Source organism: Rhizobium sp. CF080, from assembly GCF_000282095.2.
Taxonomy (GTDB): Bacteria; Pseudomonadota; Alphaproteobacteria; order Rhizobiales; family Rhizobiaceae; genus Neorhizobium.
Window position 1 is genome coordinate 157,933 of the sequence record NZ_AKKC02000004.1, and the last position, 25,471, is coordinate 183,403.

Sequence of the window (25,471 nt, forward strand, 5' to 3'; positions counted from 1 at the left end):
ATTGCTCGTGTCGACTGAAAGTGAGCCGGCTTTACCGGCTCGCTGCTGGCGAAAGGCGTGCGGATGCCGCCAATTCCTTTTTGCGCTCGCTGAGGCCGTAAGTGCTCTCGGCCGTTTCGGCGCTGATATAGTCTTCCCTGACGTCGTCCTCGATCAGCTCGACCGAGCGGTTGGCCGGATCGCCGAAGCCTGCGCCGCCGCCGAGCTGCAGCTCGACCACGCGATCGGTACGATCGACGACGAAGAGGCCACCGGTGCCGACGTCTTCCAGCACATTGCCTTCCTCGTCACGGACATAGCCGTGTGAGAGCAGGCCGTTCTGGCCGCCGAACAGGCCGGTGATCGGTGCGTTGACACCTTCCGGCGAGACGAACACTGTGACCGAGGTGCCGTCGTCATACCGCTTGGCAAGCCGAATGCGAGCGCCAAGGCCGCCGCGGAATTCGCCGACGCCGCCGGAATCCCGCACAAAACCCTTTTCGAGGACCACGACCGGCGAGCGGCTCTCCAGCATCTCGATCGAGGACGTTGCCGCAGACGTCGGCCACAGTACGGAGGACTTGCCGTCCTTGGCGGAGCTACCGCCCTGCCCGCCGCCGGAAAGCAGGTGGTCGTAGAAGATCTTGCCGTCCGTGGTCTTGCCGTAGACGGTCAACAGGCTCGGCAGGCCGGTATGGGCGATGACCTTTTCCGGTGCCGCCTTCGACAGCGCCCGGAAGATGTTCGGCGAAGTGTACCAGCCGGTGCGGGTGCGCAGGCTGACCGGGGCCGGCTTGTTGCAATTCATCACCGACCCCTTCGGCGCCTTGACCGTCAGCGGACGGTAGCAGCCGGCATTGCCGCGCACCGCAGGTGTCAGCATGCATTTCAGCGGATAGGTCGAATGCGCGGTCGTGTAGCTCAGCGTGCAATTGATGCCGCCGAGCGGCACTTCCGGCGGAGCGCCTTCGAAATCCAGTTCGATCTCGTCGTCCTTGATCGTCACCTTGACCGGCACGGTCATATGCGTGCCGAGCGGGTTGTAGGAGATGGTCGAGGTGTGGACGCCGTTCGGGATGGCGCGGATCGCATCGCGCATCGCCTTTTCGGAACGGGACTGCACGACTTCGGCCAGCGCCTGGAGATCGGACAGGCCGTATTCGTCCATGAACGCCACCATGCGGCGGGCGCCGGTATCGTTGGCGGCGACCAGCGAACGGACGTCGCCGAGCACCTGATGGGAGTCGCGGATGTTCTCCGCCATCAGCCGGAAAAGGTCTTCGTTCTCGACGCCGGCCTTGATCAGCTTCATCGGCGGGATCTGCAGGCCTTCTTCATAGACTTCCGTGGCCTTCATGCCGTTGCGGGTGCCGCCGATATCGCCGACATGGCCAACCGTGCCCATGACGGCGACGGCCTTGCCGTCCTTGAAGACCGGCGTCATCACGGCGATGTCGAACAGGTGACCGGCGCAAAGCCACGGATCATTGCAGACCAGTACGTCGCCCGGCTCCAGTGTGTCGATCGGATAACGCTCAAGTGCGGCCTTGACGACCATCGGCAGGGTCAGATTGAAGACCGGCATGACGCGGGCCGAATGCGCCAGCGTTTCGCCGGAGGCATCGAGGATCGAGCAGCCGAAATCCTGCGATTCCGAGATGATCAGCGAATAGGCCGTGCGGCAGACCGTGTGCCACATTTCTTCCGCCACGGTGACGAGGCGGCTCCACATGATTTCGAGCGCGATCGGGTCGGATTCGATCTTCTCGATCGCCTCCGCCTTGGTCATCTGAGGCGTAACAAGCTCGATCCCCTTGCCGACCGTGGCGATCTTGATGCGAAGGTTACCAGCATTATCGACCGTGAGTACGTCGCCGGGCGGCACGATAGTGGTGGATTCACGCTCTTCGACAATCGCCGGCCCCTGGACAGTCATGCCTGACGTCAGCTTGTATCGGTCGTAGATGCCGGCATCGACGAAACCTTCGCCAAAATACGTCTTGCGATACCCCTTGAGCGCTCCGTCGCTGGACGTTGCAATATCGGCCTGCTTTATGGAGAGCTGCGGGGTGGCACCACTGGCGCGCAGGCGGAACGAGAGGATTTCCAGCTCGGCTTCCGTCGGAACGCGGGTGTAGCGAGCCGCATAGACTTGCTCGAAGGACTTACGGATGGTCGCATAGGCATTCGCGTCCAACTCGCCGGCAGGGATCGGCACGTTGATTTCGTGCAGCTGTCCGACCAGGCGCATGTCGGCGGTGCGCTCGAAGACGACGTCTTCGGCCTTGGCGCCGGCAGCGAGAAGCTTGGTCTTGCCTTCTGCCGCCAACTCGCCAAAGGCGGAATTCAGAGCCCCAGTATCGAGGTCGGCAGAAAGCGCCATCGGCCGCGAGCGGACAAGATCGAATGAGAGCGGTGCAGTGAGGAAGCCGAAAGCCGAGGCCGCACCGCTCGCCTGCGGGATGATGACTTCCGTGACGCCGAGAATGCGGGCAACGCGGGCTGCAAAGGCCGGTCCGGCGCCGCCGAAACCGATCATCGAATAACCGCGCGGATCCTTGCCCTTTTCGACCAGATGGATGCGGGTGGCACTCGCCATGTTTTCCCCGACCACCTGATGAATGCCCCAGGCAGCTTCGACGGTTGAGATGTCGAGCGGCTCGGCGATCGTCTTCAGCGCCTTTTCGGCAGCGTCCAGGTCGAGCGTCATACGTCCGCCAAGGAAGAAGGCGGGGTCATAGTAGCCGAGCGCCACACTCGCATCCGTCACCGTCGGCTTGGTGCCGCCGGCGCCGTAGCAGGCTGGTCCCGGAGAGGCGCCAGCCGAATGCGGACCGACCTGCAGCAGGCCGACTTCGTCGATCGCGGCGATCGAGCCGCCGCCGGCACCAATCTCGATCATGTCGACGACCGGAGCCTTGATCGGCAGCCCGGAACCGTTCTTGAAGCGTCGCACCCGGCCGGCTTCCATATAGGAGGCGATATGCGCCATGCCGTTTTCGATCATGCAGGCCTTGGCCGTCGTGCCGCCCATGTCGAAAGCGATGACGTTTTCCTGGCCAGCTGCCTTGCCGAACCATGCGGTGGCGAGCGCGCCACCGGCCGGGCCGGATTCAAGCAGACGGATCGGGAATTCGCGCGCTTCATCGACGGAGACGAGACCGCCCGCCGAATGCATCAGGCGAAAGGCGCCGGTGAAGCCGCGGGCTGCCAGTTCCTGCTCAAAACGGCGCAGGTAGCGATCCATCAGCGGCTGCACATAGGCATTGGCGCAGGTGGTCACGAAACGGGGATATTCGGAGATCTCCGCGACGACTTCCGAAGAGATCGAGACCGAGATGTCCGGATAGTGCTGCTTGATGATTTCGCGCACACGATTTTCGTGGGCCGGATTGCGGTAGGAATGCATCAGGCAGACGGCGATGGCCTCGACTTGGTCCGCAACCAGTTTCTTGACGGCCCGCAAGACGGAAACCTCGTCAAGCGGCTTGATCACGCCGCCATCGGCGCCGATGCGTTCCGAAATCTCGATGCGGCGGGAGCGGCTGACCAACGGATCCGGAAAGGTGAGGAAAAGGTCGTAGATGTCGTAGCGCTGCTCGGTGCCGATTTCGAGCACGTCGCGAAAACCTTCCGTCGTGATTAGACCGACCGGCGCGCCCTTGCGTTCGATGACCGCATTGGTGACGAGCGTCGTGCCGTGGACGATTTCCGAAAGATCAGCGACGGAAATCTCGGCTGCGGCGACGATCTCGGCCAGACCACCAAGCGCGCCCTGGGACGGATCCTTCGGCGTCGTCAGGCACTTGTGAAGACGGATCGAGGAGGCCTTATCGTCGAACAGGATGAAGTCGGTGAAGGTGCCACCGATATCGACGCCGGCGCGGAAATTCCTGGAAGTCTCTTGCATTCGCATGTTCCCCATTACGGTGGCCGACGGCATGCCGCAGCCCGGTCGATGCCATCACGTGGATGGCGCGTAAGGCTCATTCATCTCGGGCTCTGACACCCGGCGCGGGAACGGATAAACACTCCCCTCGCTCAAGGGGATTAAACTGATGCCTGCCTGTTCCGCCGCTTTTTTAAGCATGAATTATTTTGACATATTAGTAGGCGGCCTTTTTCCGGGAGTCCAGCACTAGTTTCATATTTGACAATTAGTTCCAATAATGGAACTATGAAGCTCCGATTTGCGCGCATAGGACGAATATGAGCTCTCTCGAAGATGCCATCTCCATTCTCGGTTGCTTCTCGCTTTCCGAGCCTTCCCTGTCTCAAGCGGAAGTGGCGCGCCGGACCGGCTGTCCGAAGTCCACTGCGTCCCGCGTGATGAAGACTTTGCGCGAAAGCGGCATTCTCGATTTCGACGCGGTAACGCGGCTCTACACACCCGGCATCCGGCTTTTCGAGCTCGGCCAGATCTGCCGTTCGAATCACAACTTTCTAGATCTGGTGAATACCGAACTGGAGGAGGTCTGCTCGGTTGGCGGGCACACCGCCTATGTCACCGTCTTCGACGGAACGCAGCTCGTCGTGCTGCGCATGGTGCGCGGCTCGAGCCCGCTGGCGATCACCTCAACGCCAGGATACCGAGCATGGCCGCATGCCACTTCCAACGGCCGTGCCATGCTCTCGCTGCTGAACGAGGAAGAGTGGAAGCTGCGCGTTCCGGATCAGCTGCCCTTCGTGACGCCGCGCGCGCCGCAGAACCATGGGGAACTGCTGGAACGCATCCGCATCATCCAGGAGACCGGGCGCTCGCATTCCACCAATGATTCATACGACGGCGTTTCATCGGAAGGCATAGCCTTCCGCGATCCCGGCACGGGCGAAGTCATCGGGGTTGCGATATCCTATCCGACGATCATGGGCACACCCGAGCTGCAGGACAAGATCACCGGTCTGCTGACAACGATGAAGACCAACCTCATGCGCCACAAATAATTGGGAGTGCCGAGCTAAAGTCTCATCTCTGGTGCGTGAAGGGTATCCAGCGGCAGGCCTTGATCGGCGACCGCGGCTTTGACGGCAGGGGGAAGTTGAGGCTAACATCGGAGATCTCGACGGGTGGCATGCTCGTCCGAAATGTTGGGTCACTGGAGCCGTAGACATGAAGCTTGCGCTTTCCCTCCTGAAACTGGCCACAATGACCATGATCGGGATCGGCTCTCTGGCGTCGAGCGTTTCTGCAGGAGCCCAGTCCATTCTGTGGAGCGATCTGCGGCCCGCAGATCAATCGCGGACGGATGCGCCTTTGCCAGGCATGGCGTCCAGCCGATCGCAAGGGGAAACACTTGTATCGCGCGACGAAGAACACCCAGTCGCACTGACCGGTTTCATTCTGCCGATCGACCAGGATGGCGATCTTGTTTATGAATTCATGCTCGTGCCGTGGGCCGGAGCCTGCAGCCACAGTGCCGCTCCTCCACCGAACCAACTGGTTCATGTGGTTTCAGACCAGCCCTTCCGCCTCTCGAGGGTCTATGAGGTCATTACCGTCACAGGGCTTCTGCGGCCGGGTCTGGACAAGGCACAGCTCTTCATCATGGACGGCGTGCGCGTCCTTGACTACGGCTACAGCATGAGCCATGCGCAGGTGGCAAGGGCGTCGAGCTCCTTGGATCCGGACCTGAAATCGGTATCGCCGTTCGGTGTGATGCCGCGCTGATCGACACAACGCCGACTCCCACCATCAACGGGAAATGCCGGCTGCGCCTCGGCTTGAAGAACTGCCAAACATGTTGGTTGTCGCCGGGCACATCCTTTCATCAACCTCGATTTGCCTGAACATTGGCTCCGACGATCACCGTCAGCAACCCTGCTCGACAGCACGGTCAGGTGATGGCCCGCAGCGTGCCCCCAGAGCCGAGCGCCAGATCTTTAATTTGCACGCTGATCCCTTTCATCGCGGCCTCGGGGATTGACAACAACCATGTATGTAATGTTATTACATTTATCTATAAAATGTTATGTAATAACGTATTGGAATCACTGTTGCCACTGCCCTCAAAAACCCACAACAAAGGAAGGAACGCGATGAGAGTGTCCCTCACCCGCAATCGCCTGATGGCCGCTTTCACCGCAATCGTGCTTTTAGCCGGCTGCGGCGCAAGGGCTGACGAGGATCACGAAACCAAAGAGGCATGGCGTCTCTTTGTTGCGGATCATACGCAGCCCATCGTTCGCGCTATCGACTTCTCGGACGGTAAGGAACTCGGCCGCTACGACGTGAAGGGTTATGCGGCCCTGACCGCGAGCGCCTCCGGCCAGACGGTCTTCGCCACCCAATCGGACCATGACATCGTCCACGTCATCAAGACCGGCATCGAATTCTCCGATCATGGCGAGCACCGCGATCTCGATATTTCGGACGCCGCACTTCTCCCGGTTACCTTCGAGGGCAAGCGGCCATTCCATGTCGTGCCGCATGACGATCACGCGATCCTTTTCTATGACCGCGGCGGAAAAGCGGACATCATCGATGAGGAAACGCTTCTGGAAGGCAACGCCGAAATACGGACGGTCGACACAACCAAACCGCATCATGGCGTCGCCGTAACGATGGGGCGTCACGTGCTCGTCTCGGTGCCGAACACCGACGCGGTGGCGAAGCCCGATGAACTGCCGCCGCGCATCGGCCTACGCGTCATTGATGAGAAGGGCGAGCAGGTCGGCAACGTTGCCAAATGCACCGACCTCCATGGAGAAGCCACCTCCGCACGTCTCGTAGCGGTCGGCTGCAAGGAGGGAATTCTCGTTGCTCGTCCTGGCGGCATCGGCGGTCCGAAGCTGGAGATGCTCCCCTACCCTGTGGATTTCCCGAGTGGCTACACGGGGACTCTTCTCGGCGGCAAGGCCATGCAGTTTTTCCTCGGCAACTATGGCGAGGACAAGGTCGTGCTGATCGATCCGGACGCCGAGCAGCCTTATCGGCTCATCGAGCTTCCCACGCGGCGCATCGACTTCCTGCTCGATCCCGCCCAGCCGCGCATCGCCTATGTCCTGACGGAGGATGGCGACCTTCATGTGCTGGACGTGGTCAAGGGCGAAATCGTCCGCAAGGCCAATGTCACGGCGCCCTACAGCAAGGATGGCCATTGGCGCGATCCGCGTCCGCGTCTGGCCGTTGCCGACAGGAAGATCGCCATCACCGATCCGCACCATTCCCTGGTTCGGGTGGTTGATGCGGAAAGCCTGAAGGAAACCAGGACGATCCCGGTCGAAGGCCAGCCCTTCTCGATTGTTGCCGTCGGTGGCTCCGGCGCATCACACTGATCCCATAAGACCACGGTCGGGAACTGGGTGTCAGCTCCCGACAAATCAGCTGGAATCCACTTTCGAGGATAACGATGCCGCAGGCGGCCCCTGTCTACGACCTAAAACTAACGAGGAACCAGAGCTGATGCGTTCCCGCGCTGGGACCGCCAGGCAGCCTGAGTGGCCGATTGTAAGTCAGCCGGTTGACAGCCGGTAGCCGCAGTGTACGTTCTCCCGCGTTATGGTTCTTCCGTCCTCGGGCGGAAGCTAAGAGGGAATCCGGTGCGATACCGGAGCTGTCCCGCAACTGTGAGCGGTGAGCCGTTCGTCCAAGATGTCACTGGCAGAAATGCCGGGAAGACGGACGATACAGGCTTTGACCCGCGAGCCAGGAGACCTGCCTGACAAGATAAAATTCCGTGGTCGGGGTGTGCCACAGGAATGAAGGTACTTTGGTTTTTTCGACCGAACGTGCCGTCATTTTTGCTGCCTCCTCCCCTTTTCGAGATCGAGGCAGTGAGCGCAGATAACAACTTTCCCGGCGTCGCATCAAGGCGTGCGATCCTTTTGATCGCCAAGAGCGCCTTTGCCGCCTCACCGCATCTGGAAATGCGGCGGCTTGCCGATCTCGTCGCGGCATTCCAGCCTGGCGCCACCCTTCGCTTCGCCTTTACCGAACAAGGCACGCCATCGCTTCGTGAGGCGCTTTCCGCCTTGCTCGACGAAGATGTCGACAACGTCGTCATCGTGCCTCTCGTCCTGCCGATGGAGCCGAGCTTCCACATCTGGCTGACCGGGTCGTTGAAGCGCTGGAAGGCATCGGACGAACGGCCCTGGCCGGCCCTGTCGATCGCCAGGGACATCGCCTCCAGCGCATTGATGGTGCCGCTCATCGGCAATCTCCTGGAAACTTCCGAAGAATTGCACGTGCCGCCCGGCAAACCGCCCACAATGGAAGGTTCGCTCGTTCCGTCCCAGAAGCGACGCGTTCTCGTTTGCGCCGGCGGCGCCTGCAATTCGGCCGGTGCGGATGTCATCTGGAACCATCTGCGCAACCAGCAGGAACGCCGGAAGCTACGGGTGACCGGCGACGGCACGATGACGGCCAAATGCACCTGTCTCGGCCCCTGCAATCTGGCGCCCGTCCTGCAGGTCTTTCCCGAAGGCACCTATTACGGGGGCGTCACCGAAGAAGCGGTCGACCGGATCATCACTGAACACCTGTTCGGCGGCCAAGCCGTCGAGGATTTCGCCTATCACCCGACCGGCCGCAAGCAGCGGCTTCGCGCTCCATCAGATCAGAACTAGAGGAGAAAGAATTGTCGTCCAAACTCTTGTCGCGCCTGGCCGCGACCTGGCTTGCTGCCGCAGCCCTGCCCCCCGCCGGTGCGGCTCTCGCCGTCGAACCGCTTCGCGTCGGCGCAACCTACATCACCAGCGGCACCGATCCCGCCAAGGGATCGAACGGCTGGGCACTGGTCAGCCACGGGGTCGGGGAAAACCTGTTCACCGTCGATCGGGACGGAAAACTCGTGCCCGAACTCGCCGACAAGGCAGAGCGCACCGGTGACCTCACATGGACCGTCACCCTGAAACCTGGCCGCATGTTCTCCGATGGCACGCCGGTCACCGCCAAAGCGCTTGCTTCCGGATTCGACAACACCTTTGCCCATAACAAGGCGGCACTCGCCACCGGCGGCAAGCTGACTTTCGAGGTCATCGATGACCTCACCCTCAAGGTAACGACCGAAAAGCCTGTTCCCTACATCCAGGCGCTCTTTGCCGAATGGCCGTTGATCGCCTACAAGCCGGCCGGCGACGGCGGCGCCTTCTTCACCGGTCCCTACAAGATTTCCAGCTTCAAGGCGGATGCCTCGATTACGCTCGAGCCAAACACCCATTTCACCGGCGCGGACAAGCGCTCGCCGGTGAACTTCCGCAAGTTCGGCGATGCGCAGACCATGACGCTGGCGCTTGAATCGGGCGAACTCGACCTCGCTTTCGGCCTGCCGTCGGAGGTCATCAGCCGCCTCAAGACCGATCCGGACCTGACGATCAAGTCCTTCCCGGTCGGCTATCAGTATCTGGCCTTCTTCAACACGACCCGGCCGCTGCTCCGCGACATAAAGGTTCGTCAGGCGCTCGATCTCGCCTTCGACCGCAAGGAACTGGCCGCCGCGATCAATGGCGGCGAGCCCGCCACCGGTGCCTACGCCACCTATTTCCCGTTCGCCGGCAAGGACGCACGCCCCACCGACCTCGCCAGGGCTGTCGTGCTTCTTGAAGACGCAGGCTGGAGGAAAGGCGCCGGCGGCATGCGCGAGAAGGATGGCAAGCCCTTCCGGCTTCTCGCCATCACCTATCCGCAGCGCCCCGACCTCGTAACCATGCTGCCCGTCGTGAAGGCCGAACTCGCAAAGATCGGCGTCGCGCTTGACACGCAGGTGGTCGAAAACATCCAGCAGGTGGCGGCCACCGGTGATTTCGACATCGCGCTCTGGGCGCAACATACCGCGCCGAGCGGCGATTCTGCTTTCTTCCTGAATTCGATGCTGCGCAGCGGCGCATCGCTCAACTATGCGAAATACTCTTCGCCGGATTTCGACGCGATCCTCAACCGCTTCGCCACCGAAGGCGACCCAGCGAGGCGTATCGCGATCGCGATCGAAGCACAGGCAAAACTCTTCGCCGATGCGCCGGCCTCCTTCCTCGTTTCGCCGGTTTGGTATGTCGGAATGTCGAAGCGGCTCAAGAACTATGAGCCCTGGGGTTCCGACTATCACGTCCTGCGTGCCGACATCGGCGAAGCGAAGTAAGCCGAGATGAGTCCGGTTCGGTTCGGTATCCAATCGCTGGCGGGTTTGCTGGCAATTTCGCTCGCTTCCTTCACCGTCATCACAATGATGCCGGCCGACCCGGTCGCAATCGCGATCCGTGTCTGGAACCTGCCGGCGACGGATGAGACCGTCGCGGCTCTTCGCGCACAATGGGGGCTCGATCAGCCTCTGCTGTTTCGCTATTTCCATTGGCTCACCGATTTCGTCACGGGAGATTGGGGGCGGTCCTTCCGCACCGGAGAGCCCGTCCTCGGCGAATTCCTCGAGCGGCTGCCGATCTCGCTTTCGCTTGGCTTGGCGGGGCTGGCACTCGCGATCGTTTTGGCGATCCCGCTCGGCTTCTTCGCGGCGGCATATCCCAAGGGGCTGGCAGATCGATCCAGCCGAGCGTTCTCGGTCTTCGTGCAGGCCGTGCCTGGCTTCTGGCTTGGGCTCGTCTTGCTGTGGGTGCTGGGCGTGCAGTTGCGCTGGATCAGGCCCTTTGCCAATGACTGGACGGCCGTCCTTCTGCCGATTTTGCTGATCGCCCTGCATTCGGTAGCCGTCCTCGCTCGGGTCTACCGGCGGGATTTGAAGGAAACCGTTGCCCAGTCGCATTTCCGTACCGCGCTCGCCAAGGGCCTTTCGGAGCGGCAGGCGCTGTGGAAACACGGCCACCGAAGCGCGCTTTATGCGCTATTGGCCGCTGTCCGATCCGAGGCCGGATGGGTGATCGGCAGCACCGCAACGATGGAAATCCTGTTCGGCCTGCCCGGCATCAGCCAGTTCCTGGTGCAGAGCATTGCGGCGCGCGATCAGCTGGTGCTGCAGGCCTATGTGATGGTCATCGCCCTCTGGATGCTGGTGATGAACGGCAGCGCCTATCTCGCGATGCGCTTCCTTGATCCGCGTATCGCCTGATGGCACGCTACTGTCTGATCGCAGCACTCGCCGCTTTCCTGCTCCTTGGCGGCTTCTGGCAACCTTATGATCCCGATGCCGTGGATATCCTTGCCCGTCATTCGGGCATGACGGCAGCGCACCTGCTCGGAACCGACCATCTCGGCCGCGACCTCCTGTCCCGCATCATGGCTGGCGGCTGGCGGACCGCCAGCGTCATCCTTTCTGTGGGTCTCATCGCTTTCACCGCCGGAACTTTCCTCGGCACCGCGGCCGCTGTCCTCGAAGGCTGGCGCGAGACGCTCATTCTCCGCTGCTGCGAATTCTTCATCATGGTGCCGACACTGATCATCGCGCTGACGGCAGCGGCGATCTTCGGGCTTTCACCGCTCAGCGCGGGCCTGGCGCTCGGTATTGCGGGTATAGGGCCGCATGCTCTGCTTGCGCATTCATTGAGCAAGCGCGTGCTCAGCCAGCCCTTCATTCTCGCCGCCCATAGCCTCGGCGTCTCATCGCCCCGGATGATCACCCGGCATATCCTACCAAACACATTGCCCCTGATGTTCGCCTACGTGGGGAACCAGGCAGGGATTGCAGTGGTCGCCTATGCGTCGCTCGCCTTTATCGGCCTCGGCGCCGATCCGTCAAAACCCGACTGGGGTTCGATGCTGTTCGAATACCGTATCTTCATCTTCGACCATCCCATGCTGATAGTATGGCCAGGGGTGATGATCGCCGTGACAGTGTCCATGCTCAACTGGGTCTTCGACAATCCCGGAGAATAAGCGGAGTGCCAGGCACCCGACTGAAAAACCGGGCGTCGCAGAGACGAGTTTCAAGCCGCCTGGGATGTCTCGATCCTTGCCGCCTTTCGGGTAGCATGGATGAAGGCGAGCACGAAGACGATCGAGAGCAGGAGCACGATGGTCGGCGCAGGCGCGCTGTCGATGAAGAAGGACAGATAGACGCCAGTGAAGGAACCAACCGCCGCGATGATGACCGACATTATCAGCATCGTGCCGAACCGACGCGAAAGCAGGAAAGCGATGGCGCCGGGCGCAATCAGCATGGCTATCGCCATGATGATGCCGACCGCCTGCAGGGCAGCGACGATGGTCAGGGAGATGAGGCAGAGCAAGCCGTAGTGCAGCAGGTTGACCCGAAGCCCGACCGCCCTCGCCTGCGCCGGATCGAAGGCATGCAGTAGGAAGTCCTTCCACTTGATGCCTATGACGCCAGCGGTGAGCGCGGCTATGACCGCTGCCTCTCCGATGTCCGGCCAGGAGACACCGAGCATATCCCCGAACAGAATATGGTCGAGATGAACGTCCGACTGGATCTTGACGTATAGAACGAGACCGAGCGCGAACATCCCGGAGAACACGATGCCCATCACCGTATCCTGCTTGATGCGGCTGTTGTCCTTCACGAAGCCGGTGGCTATGGCGCAGAACATGCCGGCGATGAAGGCTCCGATCGCATAGGGGAAGCCGACGATATAGGCGATGACCACGCCGGGAAAGACCGCATGGGAGATGGCGTCGCCCATCAGCGACCACCCCTTGAGGACAAGGAAGCAGGAGAGCAGCGCCATCGGGATCGCCACCAGCACCGAGATGACCAGCGCGTTGATCATGAAGTCGAACTGGAAGGGCATGAGAAGCGTGTCGATGAAACTCATAGGTCGGCCTCCAGTGCCTGCGCCGCGCGACGGCGGGCCGCCAGCATTCCGTGCTTGGGAGCGCCCAGAAAAGCGATCAGGAAGATCGTGGTCTGGAGCACAACGATGATGCCGCCGGTCGCGCCATCGAGGAAGTAGCTTGCGTAGGCGCCGGTGAAGCTGGTCATCGTCCCGATCGCCACGGCGATGACCAACAGCCGCGGGAAACGGTCGGTGAGCAGATAGGCGGTCGCACCGGGCGTGACGACCATGCAAATGACGAGGAACGCGCCGACGGTCTGAAGTGCCGCCACTGTCGAGGCCGACAACAACGTGAAAAACATGATCTTGAGCGCGGTCGGATTGAGGCCGATCGAGCGCGCATGGCTCTCGTCGAAGAAGGTGACCATCAGGTCCTTCCACTTGACCAGCAGGATGGCGAGCGAGACGAAACCGATAATCGCAAGCTGGAGCGTATCCTCAGGCGTGATGGCAAGGATGTTGCCGAGCACGATCGTCTGGATGTTCACGGACATCGGCGACATCGAGACCATGAACAGGCCGAGGCCGAAGAAGGACGAGAAGATGAGACCTATAATCGTGTCTTCCTTCAACTTGGTGCGCTGGTTGAGAAAGAGCATGGCGGCGGCGGCAAGGCCGCCCGAAAAGAAAGCCCCGATCGAGAAGGGAAGGCCAAGCATGTAGGCCCCGGCGACGCCCGGAACGATCGAATGTGAAAGCGCATCACCGATCAGCGACCAGCCTTTGAGCATCAGATAACAGGACAGGAACGCACAGACGCCGCCGACAAGGGCGGAGACCCACATGGCGTTCAGCATGTAGTCGTAGGTAAAGGGCTCGAGGAGACCAGCCATCAGTTCGCCCCCCCATTGCCCTGTTCGGGCGGGCGTGCTGTCGCCTTGCCACCCTGCAGGATGAGCGGGCGCTCGTCGTCTGTGAAGACGCCGACCGGTGTAGGTTTGCCGCCGCTCGCCTCATTCAGCACGAAGTGACGGAGAACCCCGCCAAAGGTCTGCTCGAGGTTTTCCTGGGTAAATGTCTCGACGGTCGGTCCGTAGGCGAGAACGGTGCCCTTGATCAGAATGGTGCGGTCGCAGAATTCCGGCACGCTGCCCAGATTGTGGGTCGAGACAAGCATCACCCGGCCCTCGTCGCGCAACTCCCGAAGGAGCTTGACGATCTGATCCTCGGTCTTGACATCGACGCCCGTGAAGGGCTCGTCCAGAAGGATTATCCGCCCATCCTGCGCAAGGGCACGTGCAAGGAAGACGCGCTTCTTCTGGCCGCCGGAAAGCTCGCCGATCTGGCGCTTGCGGAACTCGCTCATACCGACGCGGGCAAGCGCCTTCGAGACGGCCTCTCGGTCGGCCGCCCTCGGAATCCGCATCATACCCATGTGACCGTAACGGCCCATCATGACCACGTCTTCGACCAAAACCGGAAAATTCCAATCGACCTCTTCCGATTGCGGCACATAGGCGACGAGATTCTTGCGGAGCGCTTCCTCGACCGACATGCCAAGCACCCGAATCTCGCCTCTGGCGAGCCGGACAAAGCCCATGATCGACTTGAACAAGGTCGATTTGCCGGAGCCGTTGACCCCGACAAGTGCTGTGATTGTGCCGGTCGGGATCTGGAAGCTCACATCCCGAAGCGCCGTGTGGCCATTGCGGTAGGTGACAGTGGCGCCCCTGACCGCAATGCCTGACCCCGCATCCGAAGACGCAAGGCGGACGAGGTTGTCGACAGAGGCTGTCACTGGCTGAGTCCCTTGGCGATTGTGTCCGACGTCACCCGCAGCAGATCGATATAGGTAGGCACTTTACCATCGGCCTCGGTCAGCGAGTCAACATAGAGGACGCCGCCATATCTGGCCCCTGTCTCGCGGGCGACCTGTTCGGCAGGCGCCGACGAGATCGTGCTCTCGGAGAAGACGACCGCGATCTTGTTCTTGCGAACCGCGTCAATCACCTTGCGGACCTGCTGTGGCGTGCCCTGCTGGTCCGCATTGATCGGCCAGAGATAGAGTTCCTTCAGCCCGAAGTCGCGAGCGAGATAGGAGAAGGCACCCTCGCTCGAAACCAGCCAGCGCTTTCCTTCCGGAACCTTGGCGAGTTCGGCCTTGATCGGCTCGATCGCTGCCGTGATCTTCGCCTTGTAGGCGTTGGCATTGGTCTTGTAGACCTCGGCATTTTTCGGATCATGCTTCACGAAGGCGTCGCGGATGTTGTCGACATAGATCAGGGCCGCGGTGGGCGACATCCAGGCATGCGGGTTCGGTTTGCCGGTATAGGGACCTTCGGCGATGCCCATCGGCTCAACGCCCTCCGAAACGACGACACCCGGCACATTCTTCAGATTCTGGAAGAACCTCTCGAACCAGAGTTCGAGATTGAGGCCGTTCCAGAGGATCAGTTGCGCGCCCTGCGCCCGCCGTATGTCGCCAGGGGTCGGTTGATAATTGTGGATCTCTGCGCCGGGCTTGGTGATCGACTCCACCGTCGCGGCGTCGCCGGCGACGTTCTTGGCGATATCGGCAATGACCGTGAAGGTCGTAACCGCCTTGAATTTCTCCTGAGCGGAAGCCGGCACCGCTGTCAGCATAGCCGCGAATGCCGCCCCAATCATTCCGGCCAAAACCGACCGCCTTATCCCATCCGGCATATGTATCTCCTTATTGCTATTGCGACTGAATTGCATTCATCGGGCGTATCTCTCCTCCTTGCAATTCCGAGCCATTGCAAAGGCGTGACGACCATCACTTCCCTTATTCTGCAAATGCGAATGAATTGCAACAAGGATTCGACAGGACGATGAGCATCCGCAACTCGGCACCGTCGAATATTACCGGCAGTGCGCCATTGCACCGGTGGGATTTGACGGAGAGTTCAGCATCAGCCAGCGTCGAGCACGACGCCTGGGTTGGTGGCCTGGAGGTGCAAAGTCACTGTCGCAGATCAAGAAACTGTGCGCGCCGGTGGCTTTCGGCTGGCGCGTGACCGTCGGCCGTCGATCCATCTCATTGCGGGCGTGACCGCGATACCGTGGACGACAATTGAAACAAGGACGATGAGGAGGACCGTGGCCCAGACGGTTTGGATATTCTCGAATTCGGCGTGGCCGGTCGCGTAGGCAAGATAGTAGATCGACCCCAGGCCTCTGATGAAGATTTCGGTCATCCGCTCCGTAAATTCCCCGTTCTCGAGGGGATTGAACAGCGGCAGAAACGGGTAAGGCGACCATGCAAGCAATGCCCCGATAGCCAGGCAGGCAATCGGAAGCGACAATGGAAGCCTTTTCATCACCATCGGCAACCAGGCCGTCAAAAGCACGACAACGCCCAGGATGGTAAGGGTGACGATATAAAGGTCCATTCACTCCTTCTTCCCGATGATCATGCCTTCTAAGCTTTGGCTGGCGATGGGCGTGTTCAACGACAAGCCGGCTCAATGATTCTCTGGCGATCAAAACTCCGCAGCTCGCTCCTTGTCCGATCCGGGGGCAGGTGCGGTTCAGCGCTGGTCGAACGGCGAGACTGCGGCGCGGATAAAATCGACGAGTTTCTGCGAGGCGAGCGACGGCGGACGCCCGCTCGGCGTCAGCAGCCAGACATCCATGAAAGTTTCCGGCAGCAGTGCCCGCCGCACAAGCCGGTCCTCGGAATAGCCGAGCCCCACGAAGGGTGGCACGATCGACACCCCGACGCCGTTCGCCACGAAGCTGCATGCGGTTTCCGACAATGGCACCTCGATGCGGTTGCGCTTCTGCACACCCTTCAGCTGAAACGCCCGGTCGATCGTCATCAGCGAGCAATCGTCACGGAACAGCGAGATGAACGCTTCGTTGCGCAGGTCGTCGATCTCGATCACCTGTTTTGCAGTGAGCGGATGATCGGACGGCAGGATGCAGACCATGCTGAAGCGCATGATGACTTCGGCGTGGACATTCGGATGATCGAAGGGCAGCACGCTGAGCCCGATATCGATCTGCCCGGCTGCGACCAATTCGCCGATTCTGGGCGACGTCTTGCTCTGCAGCGTGAAATGGATGTCCGGCTGTTCGGCAAGAAACGGCGAAAGCGCCTGCGAGAGATAGAGCGTGGCGAGCGCCGGAGGCGCCGCGATGGTCACCTCCCCCCATTCGCGGTTGCGAACCGCCTCAGCCAGCCGGGCGATCCTTTTGGTGCCGGAAAACATCCGCTCCACTTCGACCGCCAGCATGCGGGCTTCGAGAGTCGGCACGAGACGCCCGCCGCTGCGGGTAAAAAGCTGGAAGCCGCAGGTTTCCGAAAAGCTCTTCAGCAGCTTGCTGACCGCTGGCTGCGAGATGCCGAGCTTTTCGCCGGCAAGCGTCACCGATCCGGTCTCGATCGTCGTGTGGAATGCTTCCAGCTGTCTGATATTCATGGCCGACCGGGTCCCTTCATGCTGCGCTTCCAACATGAGTTTTGGTTATAATGATGGGAGAACAAGCTATTTGACAATCATATTGGCAACGGGCTTTATCACGCAAGCGATACCGGTTGCACCACCTGACCCCGCGAAGCGGGCCAGAAAAAGCGCCGCCATCCGGCATCATGAAAATTCTCTACGGGGCAGATCTGTCCGGCGGACGGTCTCCATCGAGACCGGCTGAAGCTTGACCATACGAAGGCTGCGGCAAGTGGCCATAATCAATGAAGGGAACGAAGACACATGAAGAAAATCATCGGCCTGTCCATCCTCGGCCTGATGGCGGCAGCACCCGTCAATGCCGCGATGCTTTCGGTCTGCATCGAAGGGTCGCCCGAAGTCTTCAACCCACAACTCACCAGCAACGGCACCACGTCCTACGTGCTCGGCCAGATCTATGACGGCCTCATCTCGGTAAAGCCCGGCTCTTCGGAGATCGAGCCTGCGCTCGCTGAAAGCTGGGCCGTCTCCGCCGACGCCAGGACCTACACTTTCAAGCTGCGCCACGGCGTGAAGTGGCAGTCCAACAGCCTGTTCACCCCGACCCGCGAATTCAATGCCGATGACGTGATGTTCACCTTCGAGCGGATGATGAGGAAGGATCACCCCTACGCCAAGGTCAACGGTGGCAGCTTCATCACCTTCAACACAAAACTCGCCGACGCGCTGGAGGGGATCAAGAAGATCGACGACTATACCGTCGCCTTCACGCTGAAGAGTCCACTCGCACCCTTCATCGGCATCATGGCTCACCAGTCCCTGGCAATCACTTCGGGCGAATATGCCGACGCGCTCTCCAAGGCCGGGAAGCCGGAGCTGATCGACCGTGAACCGATCGGCACCGGCCCGTTCCAGCTCCAGGCCTATCAGCAGGATGCCGTCGTTCGCCTCATTCCCTTCAAGGACACCTGGGGTGCGGCAATCAAGAACCCTGCCCGCACGCCGATGGTTGATGGCGTTGTCATGGCGATCAGCGCCGACGCATCCGTCCGGCTGCAACGGGCTCTTGCCGGCGAATGCCAGATCGCGCTTTACCCCAACCTTGCCGACCGCCAGATGATCGAGAAGAGCCCGAACCTCAATCTCGTCCAGACGCCGGTTGCCTCCGTCGGCTTCATCACGTTCAATTTCAAGGACGACAAGTTCAAGGACAGGCGCGTCCGCGAGGCGCTCGCGCATGCGATCAACATCAAGCCGCTGGTCGATCTCGTCTATGACGGCATGGGCACGGTGACCGGCGCCATCATTCCGCCCTCGCTCTGGGGTTACGACAAGGATGTCGGCGCCTACAGCTACGACCCGCAACTGGCAAGGAAGTTGCTCGCCGAAGCCGGATTCCCGAACGGCCTGTCGACCCAACTCTGGGCCGTCCCCGTCTCGCGTCCCTACATGCCAAACGGCCGCCGCGCCGCCGAGATCATCCAGGAAGACTGGTCGAAGATTGGCGTCAAGGCCGAGGTCGTCTCCTATGAATGGGGCGAGTACATCACTCGCGCCCGCAATGGCGAAGCGCAGGTCGGCATGTTCGGCGGCATTTACGACTTCCCGGATCCGAGCCAGATCCCGAACAACTATTTTACCTGCGATTCCGCCGGAAAGCCGAGCCCGTCCAATATCGGCGCCTGGTGCGACAAGGAATTCAACGCGCTGATGAACGATGCCGGCACGATCACCGATCAGGCCAAGCGCATCGAGATCTATAAAAAAGCGCAGGAAGAATTCCATGCGGAAGTTCCGGCCGTGGTCCTCGGCGGCGCCGATACGATCACCGCGGTTGCCAAGAACGTCAAAGGATATTCCCCGGCAATCTTCGGCACCAGCCGCCTTTCCGGCGTGACCGTGGAATAAGCTTTCGGCGCCGGCGGCTCATACAGCCGGCGTTCCTCGATTGAAATGCAGGAAAAAGAAATGCGTGTTTTGATCATCGGTGCCGGCATTCTCGGCGCCAGCACCGCCTATCATCTTGCCCGCGAGGGCGTAGAAGTCGAAATCGTCGACGAAGCCCATCAGGGCAAGGCGACCATGGCAGGTGCGGGCATCGTCTGCCCCTGGGCCACCAAGGCCGACGAGCCGGACTGGTATGGCATGTATGCCGCCGGTGCCCGCTTCTACGACAGCCTTATCGCCGGTCTGCAGGCGAAGGGCGAGACCAATCTCGGATACGGAAAGGTCGGCGCGCTGGTGGTTGCCGAAGACCGCGTGGAATTCGACGCTGCGGCAGAACGCGTCGCCCGCCGCGTCAAGGATGCCCCGGAAGCCGGCGAGGTTCGCCACCTGACGCCGGCCGAGGCGCGCACCCTCTTCCCGCCGCTTCGCGACGATCTCGACGCGATCCACATTCCGGGCGCTGCCCGTGTCGATGCCCGCTTGCTCTCTGCCGCAATGGTGCGCGCCGCCGTCGCCATGGGCGCAAAATTCCGCAGCGATTACGTGACGCTGAAACTCGATGGCGACCGCACCCGCTGCCTCGACAGCAACGGCGCGGTGATCGAGGCGGACGAGATCATCGTCACCGCCGGTGCCTGGGCATCGCAGATCCTGCGCCCGCTCGGCCTCACCCATCCGGTCGTGCCGCAGAAGGGGCAAATCATCCACCTGCGCCTGCCCGGTGTCGCAACCGCCAAATGGCCGGTCCTCCTGCCAATGAGCAGCCACTACATGCTCGCCTTCGACGATTCCCGCGTGGTGATCGGCGCGACCCGCGAGAACAATTCCGGTTTCGACTACCGCGTCACTGCAGCCGGTGAATACGAGGTTCTCGGCGCCGGCCTCAGGATCGCGCCGGGCCTTGCCAATGCGACGCTGATCGAAACCCGCATCGGCTTCCGCCCCGCCGGCGAGACGATGAACCCGATCCTCGGCCGTGTCCCCGGTATCGCAAACCTGACGCTCGGCAACGGTCTCGGCGCCGGCGGCCTGACGATCGGCCCGTTCGCAGGTGCGCAGCTTGCCAAGGTCGTGACCGGACAGGCGACGGATATTCCGCTCGATCGCTACGCTCCCGAGGGCCGCGGCTAAGAACCAGAGCCCTTCCAATCATCACCACCGACCTGCCGCGACAACGCGGCGGGCTAACTCCCCCATTGTCAAAGGAATACCACGATGATCAAACGTCACCGCAAGCACCGCATCATGCACGGCGCCGTCGAACACAACGGCGTGCTCTATCTCGGCGGCCACGCCGCCGGCGACATCTCGGTCGGCATGAAGGAACAGACCCAGCAGACCTGCGCCAAGCTCGACGAAGTGCTGGCCGAGTGCGGCTCCGACAAGCACCATATCCTCTCGGCCCGTATCTACCTCTCCGACATGTCCGGCAAGGAAGCGATGAACGAAGCCTGGCTCGAATGGATCGATGGCGACGACCTGCCTTCCCGCGCGACGATCGGCGTGGCCGACCTCGGCGACCCGAAGCGGCTGATCGAGATCGTCCTGATTGCCGCCAGGAAATAAGGTGGCCAAGACGGGCGGGCTGAGGCTCGCCCGACTGCTTTGACGGACTGGAAAACGGATATGACGGACAAGCCGAACCAGATCGACGATCGTTATGCGACGCAGGAGAAGTACACGACAGGCCGGGATGGCTCAAACCAGCGATGACATTGCCACTCTCGCACAGAGCGAACGACGTGGCACTGCTGACCGGAAGTGCGAACTTTTGATTGTCGCACTTCCACCATCCAGACCAATAGTCAGGGATCAGACCTCGGCTGCTTTAGCGACCATTGTGGCCTTTGCCCACCAGACCAGTTCATCGAGCGCCGTATTGGCCGAAGGCAGCAGATTTGCCTCGATCTCCTCGATCGGCTTGTTGCCGCCCCTGGGGAAAACGGCCATGAAATCTCCGCCACCGATGTGAACGGCGGCGTGGGTCGATACCATCTGCAACTCGACCCCTATCCCGCGCAGGTGTTCGACGGCGCGCGACGCGCCCGTGCCGCCGTAACCGATGGCGGTAAAGGGCTTCCGGTTCCATTCCTTGTAAGCCTGATCGAGAGCGTTCTTGAGCACGCCGCTGATCGAATGATTATATTCCGCTACCACGAAAATGTAGCCGTCGAAGCGACCGACGGTCTCCTGCCAACGTACAGCTGCGGGATTTTGGCTCGGCATCCACAGGTTCGATGCCATCTCGTCGAAGAACGGCAGCGGATGGTCGCGCAGATCGATCAGTTCAACCTCGATGTCGTCGCGCGCCTGCGCCTGCTTCAACATCCATTGTGCCGGCTTGTCGGCGAAGCGAGTGGGGCGGGTAGAGCCTATGATGACGGCGATTTTTGGCTTCGGAACCATGGTATCCTCTTGTATGCTGGTTTCTGTTCGTAACCATCTATACGAGGATCGAATGTCTCAACAAGAAAGCACTTTTCGGAAACCAGGTAACCAGCGGGATACCACGGCTTGCGAACCCATCAGCCGAATGCTGGCTCGTATCAGTGACAAGTGGACACTTCTGGTGGTGCGAATTTTAGGTGGCGGCCCTCTTCGCTTCAACGCGCTGAAGCGCGAGATCGGTGAGATCAGTCAGAAAATGCTGGCATCTACCCTACGCGACCTGGAGGAGAATGGTTTTGTGACACGGACAGTCACTCCCTTGACACCTCCACAGGTGGAGTATGCTCTGACTGACCTCGGCCGCGATTTTTGGGAGCCGGTCCAAGCGCTCGCAAAATGGACCCATGCAAATTCAGCCCGAATTGACGCGGCCCGCGCCGCTTATGCAACTCGGCGAGCAACGCGGTAACCCAGCGTATCAAATCCGGTTTGGGCGATGTTGTGGGTGCCCTTTTGCAACTATCCATTTGGTCTTGATGGGAAGCGACCCCTTTTGGAGGGATCGCGGGTCCTTCCGCATCTATCTTCGTCCCATTCTACCGAACGGGCCTGATGATCGTGCTCGCCATCTTATCCATCAGCTTGCTCGGCGACTATTTGCGTGATCGTTTCGATGCTCGCCTGCGTTAGGAAACCTCAGAAAATGAATGGTTTCGAGCTCCGTTCTTTCACCGCCTCACACGGGTGTTTTGAGGGGAGGCCGTCGAAACGCGGCTAACGGTAAGCCTTCGCCGGAGCGGCGCCTGTGGATCAGTATATTACTGGCCTTTCGAGGTTCGCCATCGAGATCGGCAAATCGCCAGGCGGAGGGTCGCCCTCCTTCAGCTACCTATCTTGGCCGCCCGAAGCCTGGCATAGGGCTGCCTTTAGCCGCTGAACGCTACTGAGCGTCAAATCGCAACAGCATCGACCTCAGCAGATCGTTTTCCGCTCGGAGTTTTTCCTCCATCAGGCGTTTGAGGTGGCGGTTTTCAGCCTCAAGAGCGAACAGTTCCTCTTCGGAGCCGGTTCGTTCGCGAGTGTCCAGATGATCGTCAGGCGTCGCGGGACGCGTCGGCATCTCGCCTTTATGAATTCGAGTGCTCGCCCGCCGCCTCGCTTGAGATTTCGAACTCGGTCCTAGCGCTGAGACAAGGGGCTCCTGCTCAGGCGCCGCATCGGCGCGAGGGGCCTCCGGCACCGCAACAGTCGCCGCTTCGGTGTCGCTGTCTTTCGGAGAGGGTGTTGCAATGGGATTGTCCGGATGCCTGGCGACAGGCTGAACATCCAGCGTCGGCGCCTCAGGCTCACCGACGACGGGTTGCTCCAAGAAATCGAAAAGACGGGCGTCGGCTTTCGGCAAATCGGACTCCGACTCAAGGTCGCGCGCCACGGCCTTGAGATCCACATTGCCCCAGATCGATGCTGATTGCACTTTCGTCTGCCGCCTATTCGTCTTGTATTCGACGACGAAATTGCGTCGCGGTATTCTCATGATGTCATAAGCTCTTCAAATTGGATGGTACCAGACCTGTGAATGATAGCGGCAGAGCGAAACGCCTCAGCCGCCGGTCGCATTGCCAGAAGCCGCTAGTTCAGCCCAAGCCTTTTACGCAACTCGGCGTTCTCGGCGCGAAGCTTGTCGGAGAGCTGTTTTCTCAGCCGCCGGTTCTCATCCTCTAGCTGGATGAATTCGGCAAATTCATCGTCTATCGAAGTGGGCACAGGCGCAGTTTCTGCGTTCGGCTGGGCGGCCGCCTTCTTCCATTGATAATAGGTCTGGTCGGAGATGCCAACGCTCTTGACGGCATCTTTCAACGTTGCGCCAGCAGCGAGCTGAGTTTCAATCTGGCCGATCTTTTTCAGCTTGTCCTGGCCACTGTGTCCGCGGCTGCTCGCCTTGACTGATCTGGGCAAACTCGTACGGACCTTCGCCCCTGTCGTCGCCTTCGTCCGCAAACCCGTTTTCTGAGCAGCAGGTGGGTTGGGTGTAGCCTCAACCATTGCAGTCACGCCCGGTGGTGCCTGAATCTCTTCGTCAGCCATTGATCGCCCTCGTCTGGATTATCGCTTTGTCTGCTAGCTTGAGCAAATAGTCAATGTTGATGCCCGCGGCATCAAGGCTTGAACGCGTTCCGCGAATCTTGTGGCTCGGCCAAATTACGAATCCGGCGCAATCAACTGAACCGCCGGGAAATAGGACCGATAACGGCCGACGTTCCGCGTCAGCAAGGGGCGTTTCTGGATCGCGGCTGCGAACCAATGAAAAAGTCCGATAACACACCGCGTGCGAACCGCCGGCCTACAATTTGTTTAAGCACCCTTCCGGCGACAAACAGCCCGGCACGTGGCAACGCTGCCATCAGCAGCCCGATGGAAATCCACCCTGCTGCTGAAAGCGAGTCGGTTGGCGATAACGATTATTCCGAAAATTGGGCTCATTCATCATCTCACGCGTGTTCGGGAATGTCGCCGATTTCGGACATCTTGGCGTCAAGCTTGGCGCGCATTTCGCGGAAAATTGCAGCATAGGCCGCGTCATCCGCCACATTCCTCAGCTCATGCGGATCCTCCACGCAGTCGAATAACTCCCACTCCGGCGGGACACTGTTGGGTCGTGCTCCTGGCTGCCCAAGATCGTCATTGTACCAGTAGATGAGCTTATACCGGGGGTCGCGCACGCCGTAATGCGCCCAGGCGCCGTGGATCGCATCATTGTGCATCCAATAGCGATGATACACCAATTGCTGCCAGTCGGCCGGAGTCCGTTTCTCCAACAGGGGTCGCATCGATCGCCCCTGCATGAAGGAAGGCGTCTGCACCCCTGCATAATCCAGGAAGGTCGGCGCAAAATCGACATTGCACGCTAGGTCGCCGCAGGTAGTGCCCGCCGGGATCGCCGCCGGGTAACGCGCCAGGAACGGCATCTGCAGACTTTCCTCATACATGAAACGTTTGTCGAACCAGCCATGCTCGCCAAGGAAGAAGCCCTGGTCGGACGTGTAGATTACCAACGTGTTTTCAGTCAAGCCTTTTTTGTCGAGATGGTCGAGCAGGCGACCCACATTGTCGTCGATCGATTGGACCGTCCTGAGATAACGCTTCATATAGCGCTGGTATTTGAATTCTGCGAAAGCCTGCGGGTCGGTGAAGGTGTAATTCCGGCCGGTCGATGCACATACCACCGTGATGCTGTCGCCATCCTTGAGGTCCGGCACGCGGCGATACGGGATCTGATCGAGCATCAACTCTCCCGCGACGGCGGCCGGCCCTTCCGGTTGCACGAGGCCGAGATCTTCCCAATTGAGGTCCGAACGAACTCGCATGCGTGCAGCGGCCGCCGCCGCCGCCCTGCCGGAATAATCATCGTTGAAGGTCGATGGTAGCGGAAGATCTTCCTCGGCCCAGAGATGATTGTGTTTGGGATCCGGGACGAAATTGCGATGAGGCGCCTTGTGGTGGCACATGAGAAAGAAGGGCCGACCATCGCCCTGTCCGATGAAATCTATCGATTTGTCGGTGATGATGTCGGTGACATAGCCTGGAATTCGGCGCCGACCATTACGGTCGATGAAGGCCGGGTCCCAATAGTCACCCTGCCCCGGAACGACGGCCCAGTCATCGAAACCCTTCGGCTCGTGGAGAGGCCCTTCGCCGAGGTGCCACTTGCCGAAGATGCCGGTGCGGTAGCCCGCCGCTTTTAAAAGCTTGGCCACATTGGGTATACGGTTGTTCATGTGCGTCACAAGCGTGGTGACACCGTTGACGTGATTGTGCGTGCCGGTGAGGATCGCGGCCCTCGATGGCGTACAGATCGAGTTCGTCACGTAGGTCGCATCATGTCTCACGCCTTCCTTCGCCAGGCGGTCGAGATTGGGCGTGTGGTTGAGACCTGCGCCATAGGCCGAGATTGCCCGCGCCGCGTGGTCATCCGACATGATGAAAATGATGTTGGGTCGCAATTATTCCTCCCTCGCATGTGTGCGCCAGGAATACCCATGGGTCGTAACCCTCGAACCTCTGACCGCCTGGGGGAGGAATACAGCGTCAGGCCATGCCGAAATAATGCAATT

22 protein-coding genes and 1 riboswitch are annotated in these 25,471 nt (G+C 60.5%); of the genes, 11 read left to right on the forward strand and 11 right to left on the reverse strand.

Annotation, left to right across the window (positions count from 1 at the left end; genetic code table 11):
• Positions 1-31 precede the first annotated feature (31 nt).
• Positions 32-3,889: an oxoprolinase family protein gene (locus tag PMI07_RS07870; RefSeq protein ID WP_024163662.1), complete on the reverse strand. Its 3,858-nt coding sequence runs from the start codon at positions 3,887-3,889 to the stop codon at positions 32-34.
• 299 nt (positions 3,890-4,188) lie between these two features.
• Between PMI07_RS07870 and PMI07_RS07875 the strand changes: the two genes are divergently transcribed.
• From PMI07_RS07875 to PMI07_RS07905, 7 genes are all read left to right on the forward strand, one after another.
• Positions 4,189-4,923 (forward strand): IclR family transcriptional regulator, encoded by a 735-nt coding sequence (locus PMI07_RS07875; RefSeq protein WP_007757385.1) that lies wholly within the window; start codon positions 4,189-4,191, stop codon positions 4,921-4,923.
• Positions 4,924-5,125: 202 nt separating this feature from the next.
• A complete protein-coding gene (locus PMI07_RS07880; RefSeq protein ID WP_037086417.1) occupies positions 5,126-5,647 on the forward strand; it encodes a DUF3299 domain-containing protein in 522 nt (173 codons plus the stop codon).
• A gap of 368 nt (positions 5,648-6,015) precedes the next feature.
• A complete protein-coding gene (gene aztD / locus PMI07_RS07885) occupies positions 6,016-7,254 on the forward strand; it encodes a zinc metallochaperone AztD (RefSeq protein ID WP_007757380.1) in 1,239 nt (412 codons plus the stop codon).
• Positions 7,255-7,461: 207 nt separating this feature from the next.
• Positions 7,462-7,656: riboswitch (cobalamin riboswitch) on the forward strand.
• A 96-nt stretch (positions 7,657-7,752) separates the two neighbouring features.
• Positions 7,753-8,544: a (2Fe-2S) ferredoxin domain-containing protein gene (locus tag PMI07_RS07890; protein WP_007757377.1), complete on the forward strand. Its 792-nt coding sequence runs from the start codon at positions 7,753-7,755 to the stop codon at positions 8,542-8,544.
• 11 nt (positions 8,545-8,555) lie between these two features.
• Complete coding sequence (locus PMI07_RS07895; RefSeq protein ID WP_007757376.1) at positions 8,556-10,052, forward strand: ABC transporter substrate-binding protein; 1,497 nt, start codon at positions 8,556-8,558, stop codon at positions 10,050-10,052.
• A 6-nt stretch (positions 10,053-10,058) separates the two neighbouring features.
• Positions 10,059-10,973 carry an ABC transporter permease gene (locus tag PMI07_RS07900; RefSeq protein WP_024163663.1) on the forward strand — a complete coding sequence of 305 codons (915 nt, stop codon included), beginning with the start codon at positions 10,059-10,061 and terminating at the stop codon, positions 10,971-10,973.
• Positions 10,973-11,737 (forward strand): ABC transporter permease, encoded by a 765-nt coding sequence (locus PMI07_RS07905; protein WP_007751053.1) that lies wholly within the window; start codon positions 10,973-10,975, stop codon positions 11,735-11,737. Before PMI07_RS07900 ends, PMI07_RS07905 begins: the two co-directional genes overlap by 1 nt.
• 50 nt (positions 11,738-11,787) lie before the next feature.
• On the opposite strand, the gene PMI07_RS07910 is transcribed toward PMI07_RS07905, so the two are convergent.
• The 6 genes from PMI07_RS07910 to PMI07_RS07935 form a co-directional block, all read right to left on the reverse strand.
• Positions 11,788-12,633 (reverse strand): metal ABC transporter permease, encoded by an 846-nt coding sequence (locus PMI07_RS07910; RefSeq protein ID WP_007751050.1) that lies wholly within the window; start codon positions 12,631-12,633, stop codon positions 11,788-11,790.
• Positions 12,630-13,490, reverse strand: coding sequence for a metal ABC transporter permease (locus PMI07_RS07915; protein WP_037085972.1), 861 nt, complete (start codon positions 13,488-13,490; stop codon positions 12,630-12,632). The genes PMI07_RS07910 and PMI07_RS07915 overlap by 4 nt, the downstream gene beginning before the upstream one ends.
• On the reverse strand, positions 13,487-14,392 hold the full coding sequence (locus PMI07_RS07920) for a manganese/iron ABC transporter ATP-binding protein (RefSeq protein ID WP_007751043.1): 906 nt from the start codon (positions 14,390-14,392) through the stop codon (positions 13,487-13,489). The genes PMI07_RS07915 and PMI07_RS07920 overlap by 4 nt, the downstream gene beginning before the upstream one ends.
• Positions 14,389-15,297 (reverse strand): metal ABC transporter substrate-binding protein, encoded by a 909-nt coding sequence (locus tag PMI07_RS07925; protein WP_007751037.1) that lies wholly within the window; start codon positions 15,295-15,297, stop codon positions 14,389-14,391. Before PMI07_RS07925 ends, PMI07_RS07920 begins: the two co-directional genes overlap by 4 nt.
• Before the next feature lie 293 nt (positions 15,298-15,590).
• Positions 15,591-16,007, reverse strand: a complete 417-nt coding sequence (locus tag PMI07_RS34805) for a hypothetical protein (RefSeq protein WP_007751035.1) — start codon at positions 16,005-16,007, stop codon at positions 15,591-15,593.
• A gap of 138 nt (positions 16,008-16,145) precedes the next feature.
• A complete protein-coding gene (locus PMI07_RS07935; RefSeq protein WP_007751033.1) occupies positions 16,146-17,039 on the reverse strand; it encodes a LysR substrate-binding domain-containing protein in 894 nt (297 codons plus the stop codon).
• A gap of 288 nt (positions 17,040-17,327) precedes the next feature.
• On the opposite strand from PMI07_RS07935, the gene PMI07_RS07940 reads away from it, so the two are divergent.
• From PMI07_RS07940 to PMI07_RS07950, 3 genes are all read left to right on the forward strand, one after another.
• Positions 17,328-18,932, forward strand: coding sequence for an ABC transporter substrate-binding protein (locus PMI07_RS07940; protein WP_007751030.1), 1,605 nt, complete (start codon positions 17,328-17,330; stop codon positions 18,930-18,932).
• A 60-nt stretch (positions 18,933-18,992) separates the two neighbouring features.
• On the forward strand, positions 18,993-20,102 hold the full coding sequence (locus PMI07_RS07945) for an FAD-dependent oxidoreductase (RefSeq protein ID WP_007751025.1): 1,110 nt from the start codon (positions 18,993-18,995) through the stop codon (positions 20,100-20,102).
• An 84-nt stretch (positions 20,103-20,186) separates the two neighbouring features.
• The gene (locus PMI07_RS07950; RefSeq protein ID WP_007751018.1) at positions 20,187-20,537 is read left to right on the forward strand and encodes a RidA family protein; all 351 of its coding nucleotides are present in this window, start codon (positions 20,187-20,189) and stop codon (positions 20,535-20,537) included.
• 246 nt (positions 20,538-20,783) lie between these two features.
• Here PMI07_RS07950 and PMI07_RS07955 read toward each other — a convergent pair whose 3' ends face one another.
• Positions 20,784-21,377: an NAD(P)H-dependent oxidoreductase gene (locus PMI07_RS07955; protein ID WP_007751017.1), complete on the reverse strand. Its 594-nt coding sequence runs from the start codon at positions 21,375-21,377 to the stop codon at positions 20,784-20,786.
• On the opposite strand from PMI07_RS07955, the gene PMI07_RS07960 reads away from it, so the two are divergent.
• Entirely contained in the window at positions 21,349-21,828 is a 480-nt protein-coding gene (locus PMI07_RS07960; protein ID WP_348626233.1) for a helix-turn-helix domain-containing protein, read from the forward strand. The genes PMI07_RS07955 and PMI07_RS07960 overlap by 29 nt on opposite strands.
• Before the next feature lie 471 nt (positions 21,829-22,299).
• Here the strand turns inward: PMI07_RS07960 and PMI07_RS07965 are convergent, their stop codons facing one another.
• From PMI07_RS07965 to PMI07_RS07975, 3 genes are all read right to left on the reverse strand, one after another.
• Positions 22,300-22,893 carry a hypothetical protein gene (locus tag PMI07_RS07965; protein ID WP_007751013.1) on the reverse strand — a complete coding sequence of 198 codons (594 nt, stop codon included), beginning with the start codon at positions 22,891-22,893 and terminating at the stop codon, positions 22,300-22,302.
• A gap of 95 nt (positions 22,894-22,988) precedes the next feature.
• Positions 22,989-23,444 (reverse strand): transposase, encoded by a 456-nt coding sequence (locus PMI07_RS07970; RefSeq protein ID WP_007751011.1) that lies wholly within the window; start codon positions 23,442-23,444, stop codon positions 22,989-22,991.
• Positions 23,445-23,848: 404 nt separating this feature from the next.
• A complete protein-coding gene (locus tag PMI07_RS07975) occupies positions 23,849-25,360 on the reverse strand; it encodes a sulfatase (protein ID WP_007751009.1) in 1,512 nt (503 codons plus the stop codon).
• Positions 25,361-25,471 lie beyond the last annotated feature (111 nt).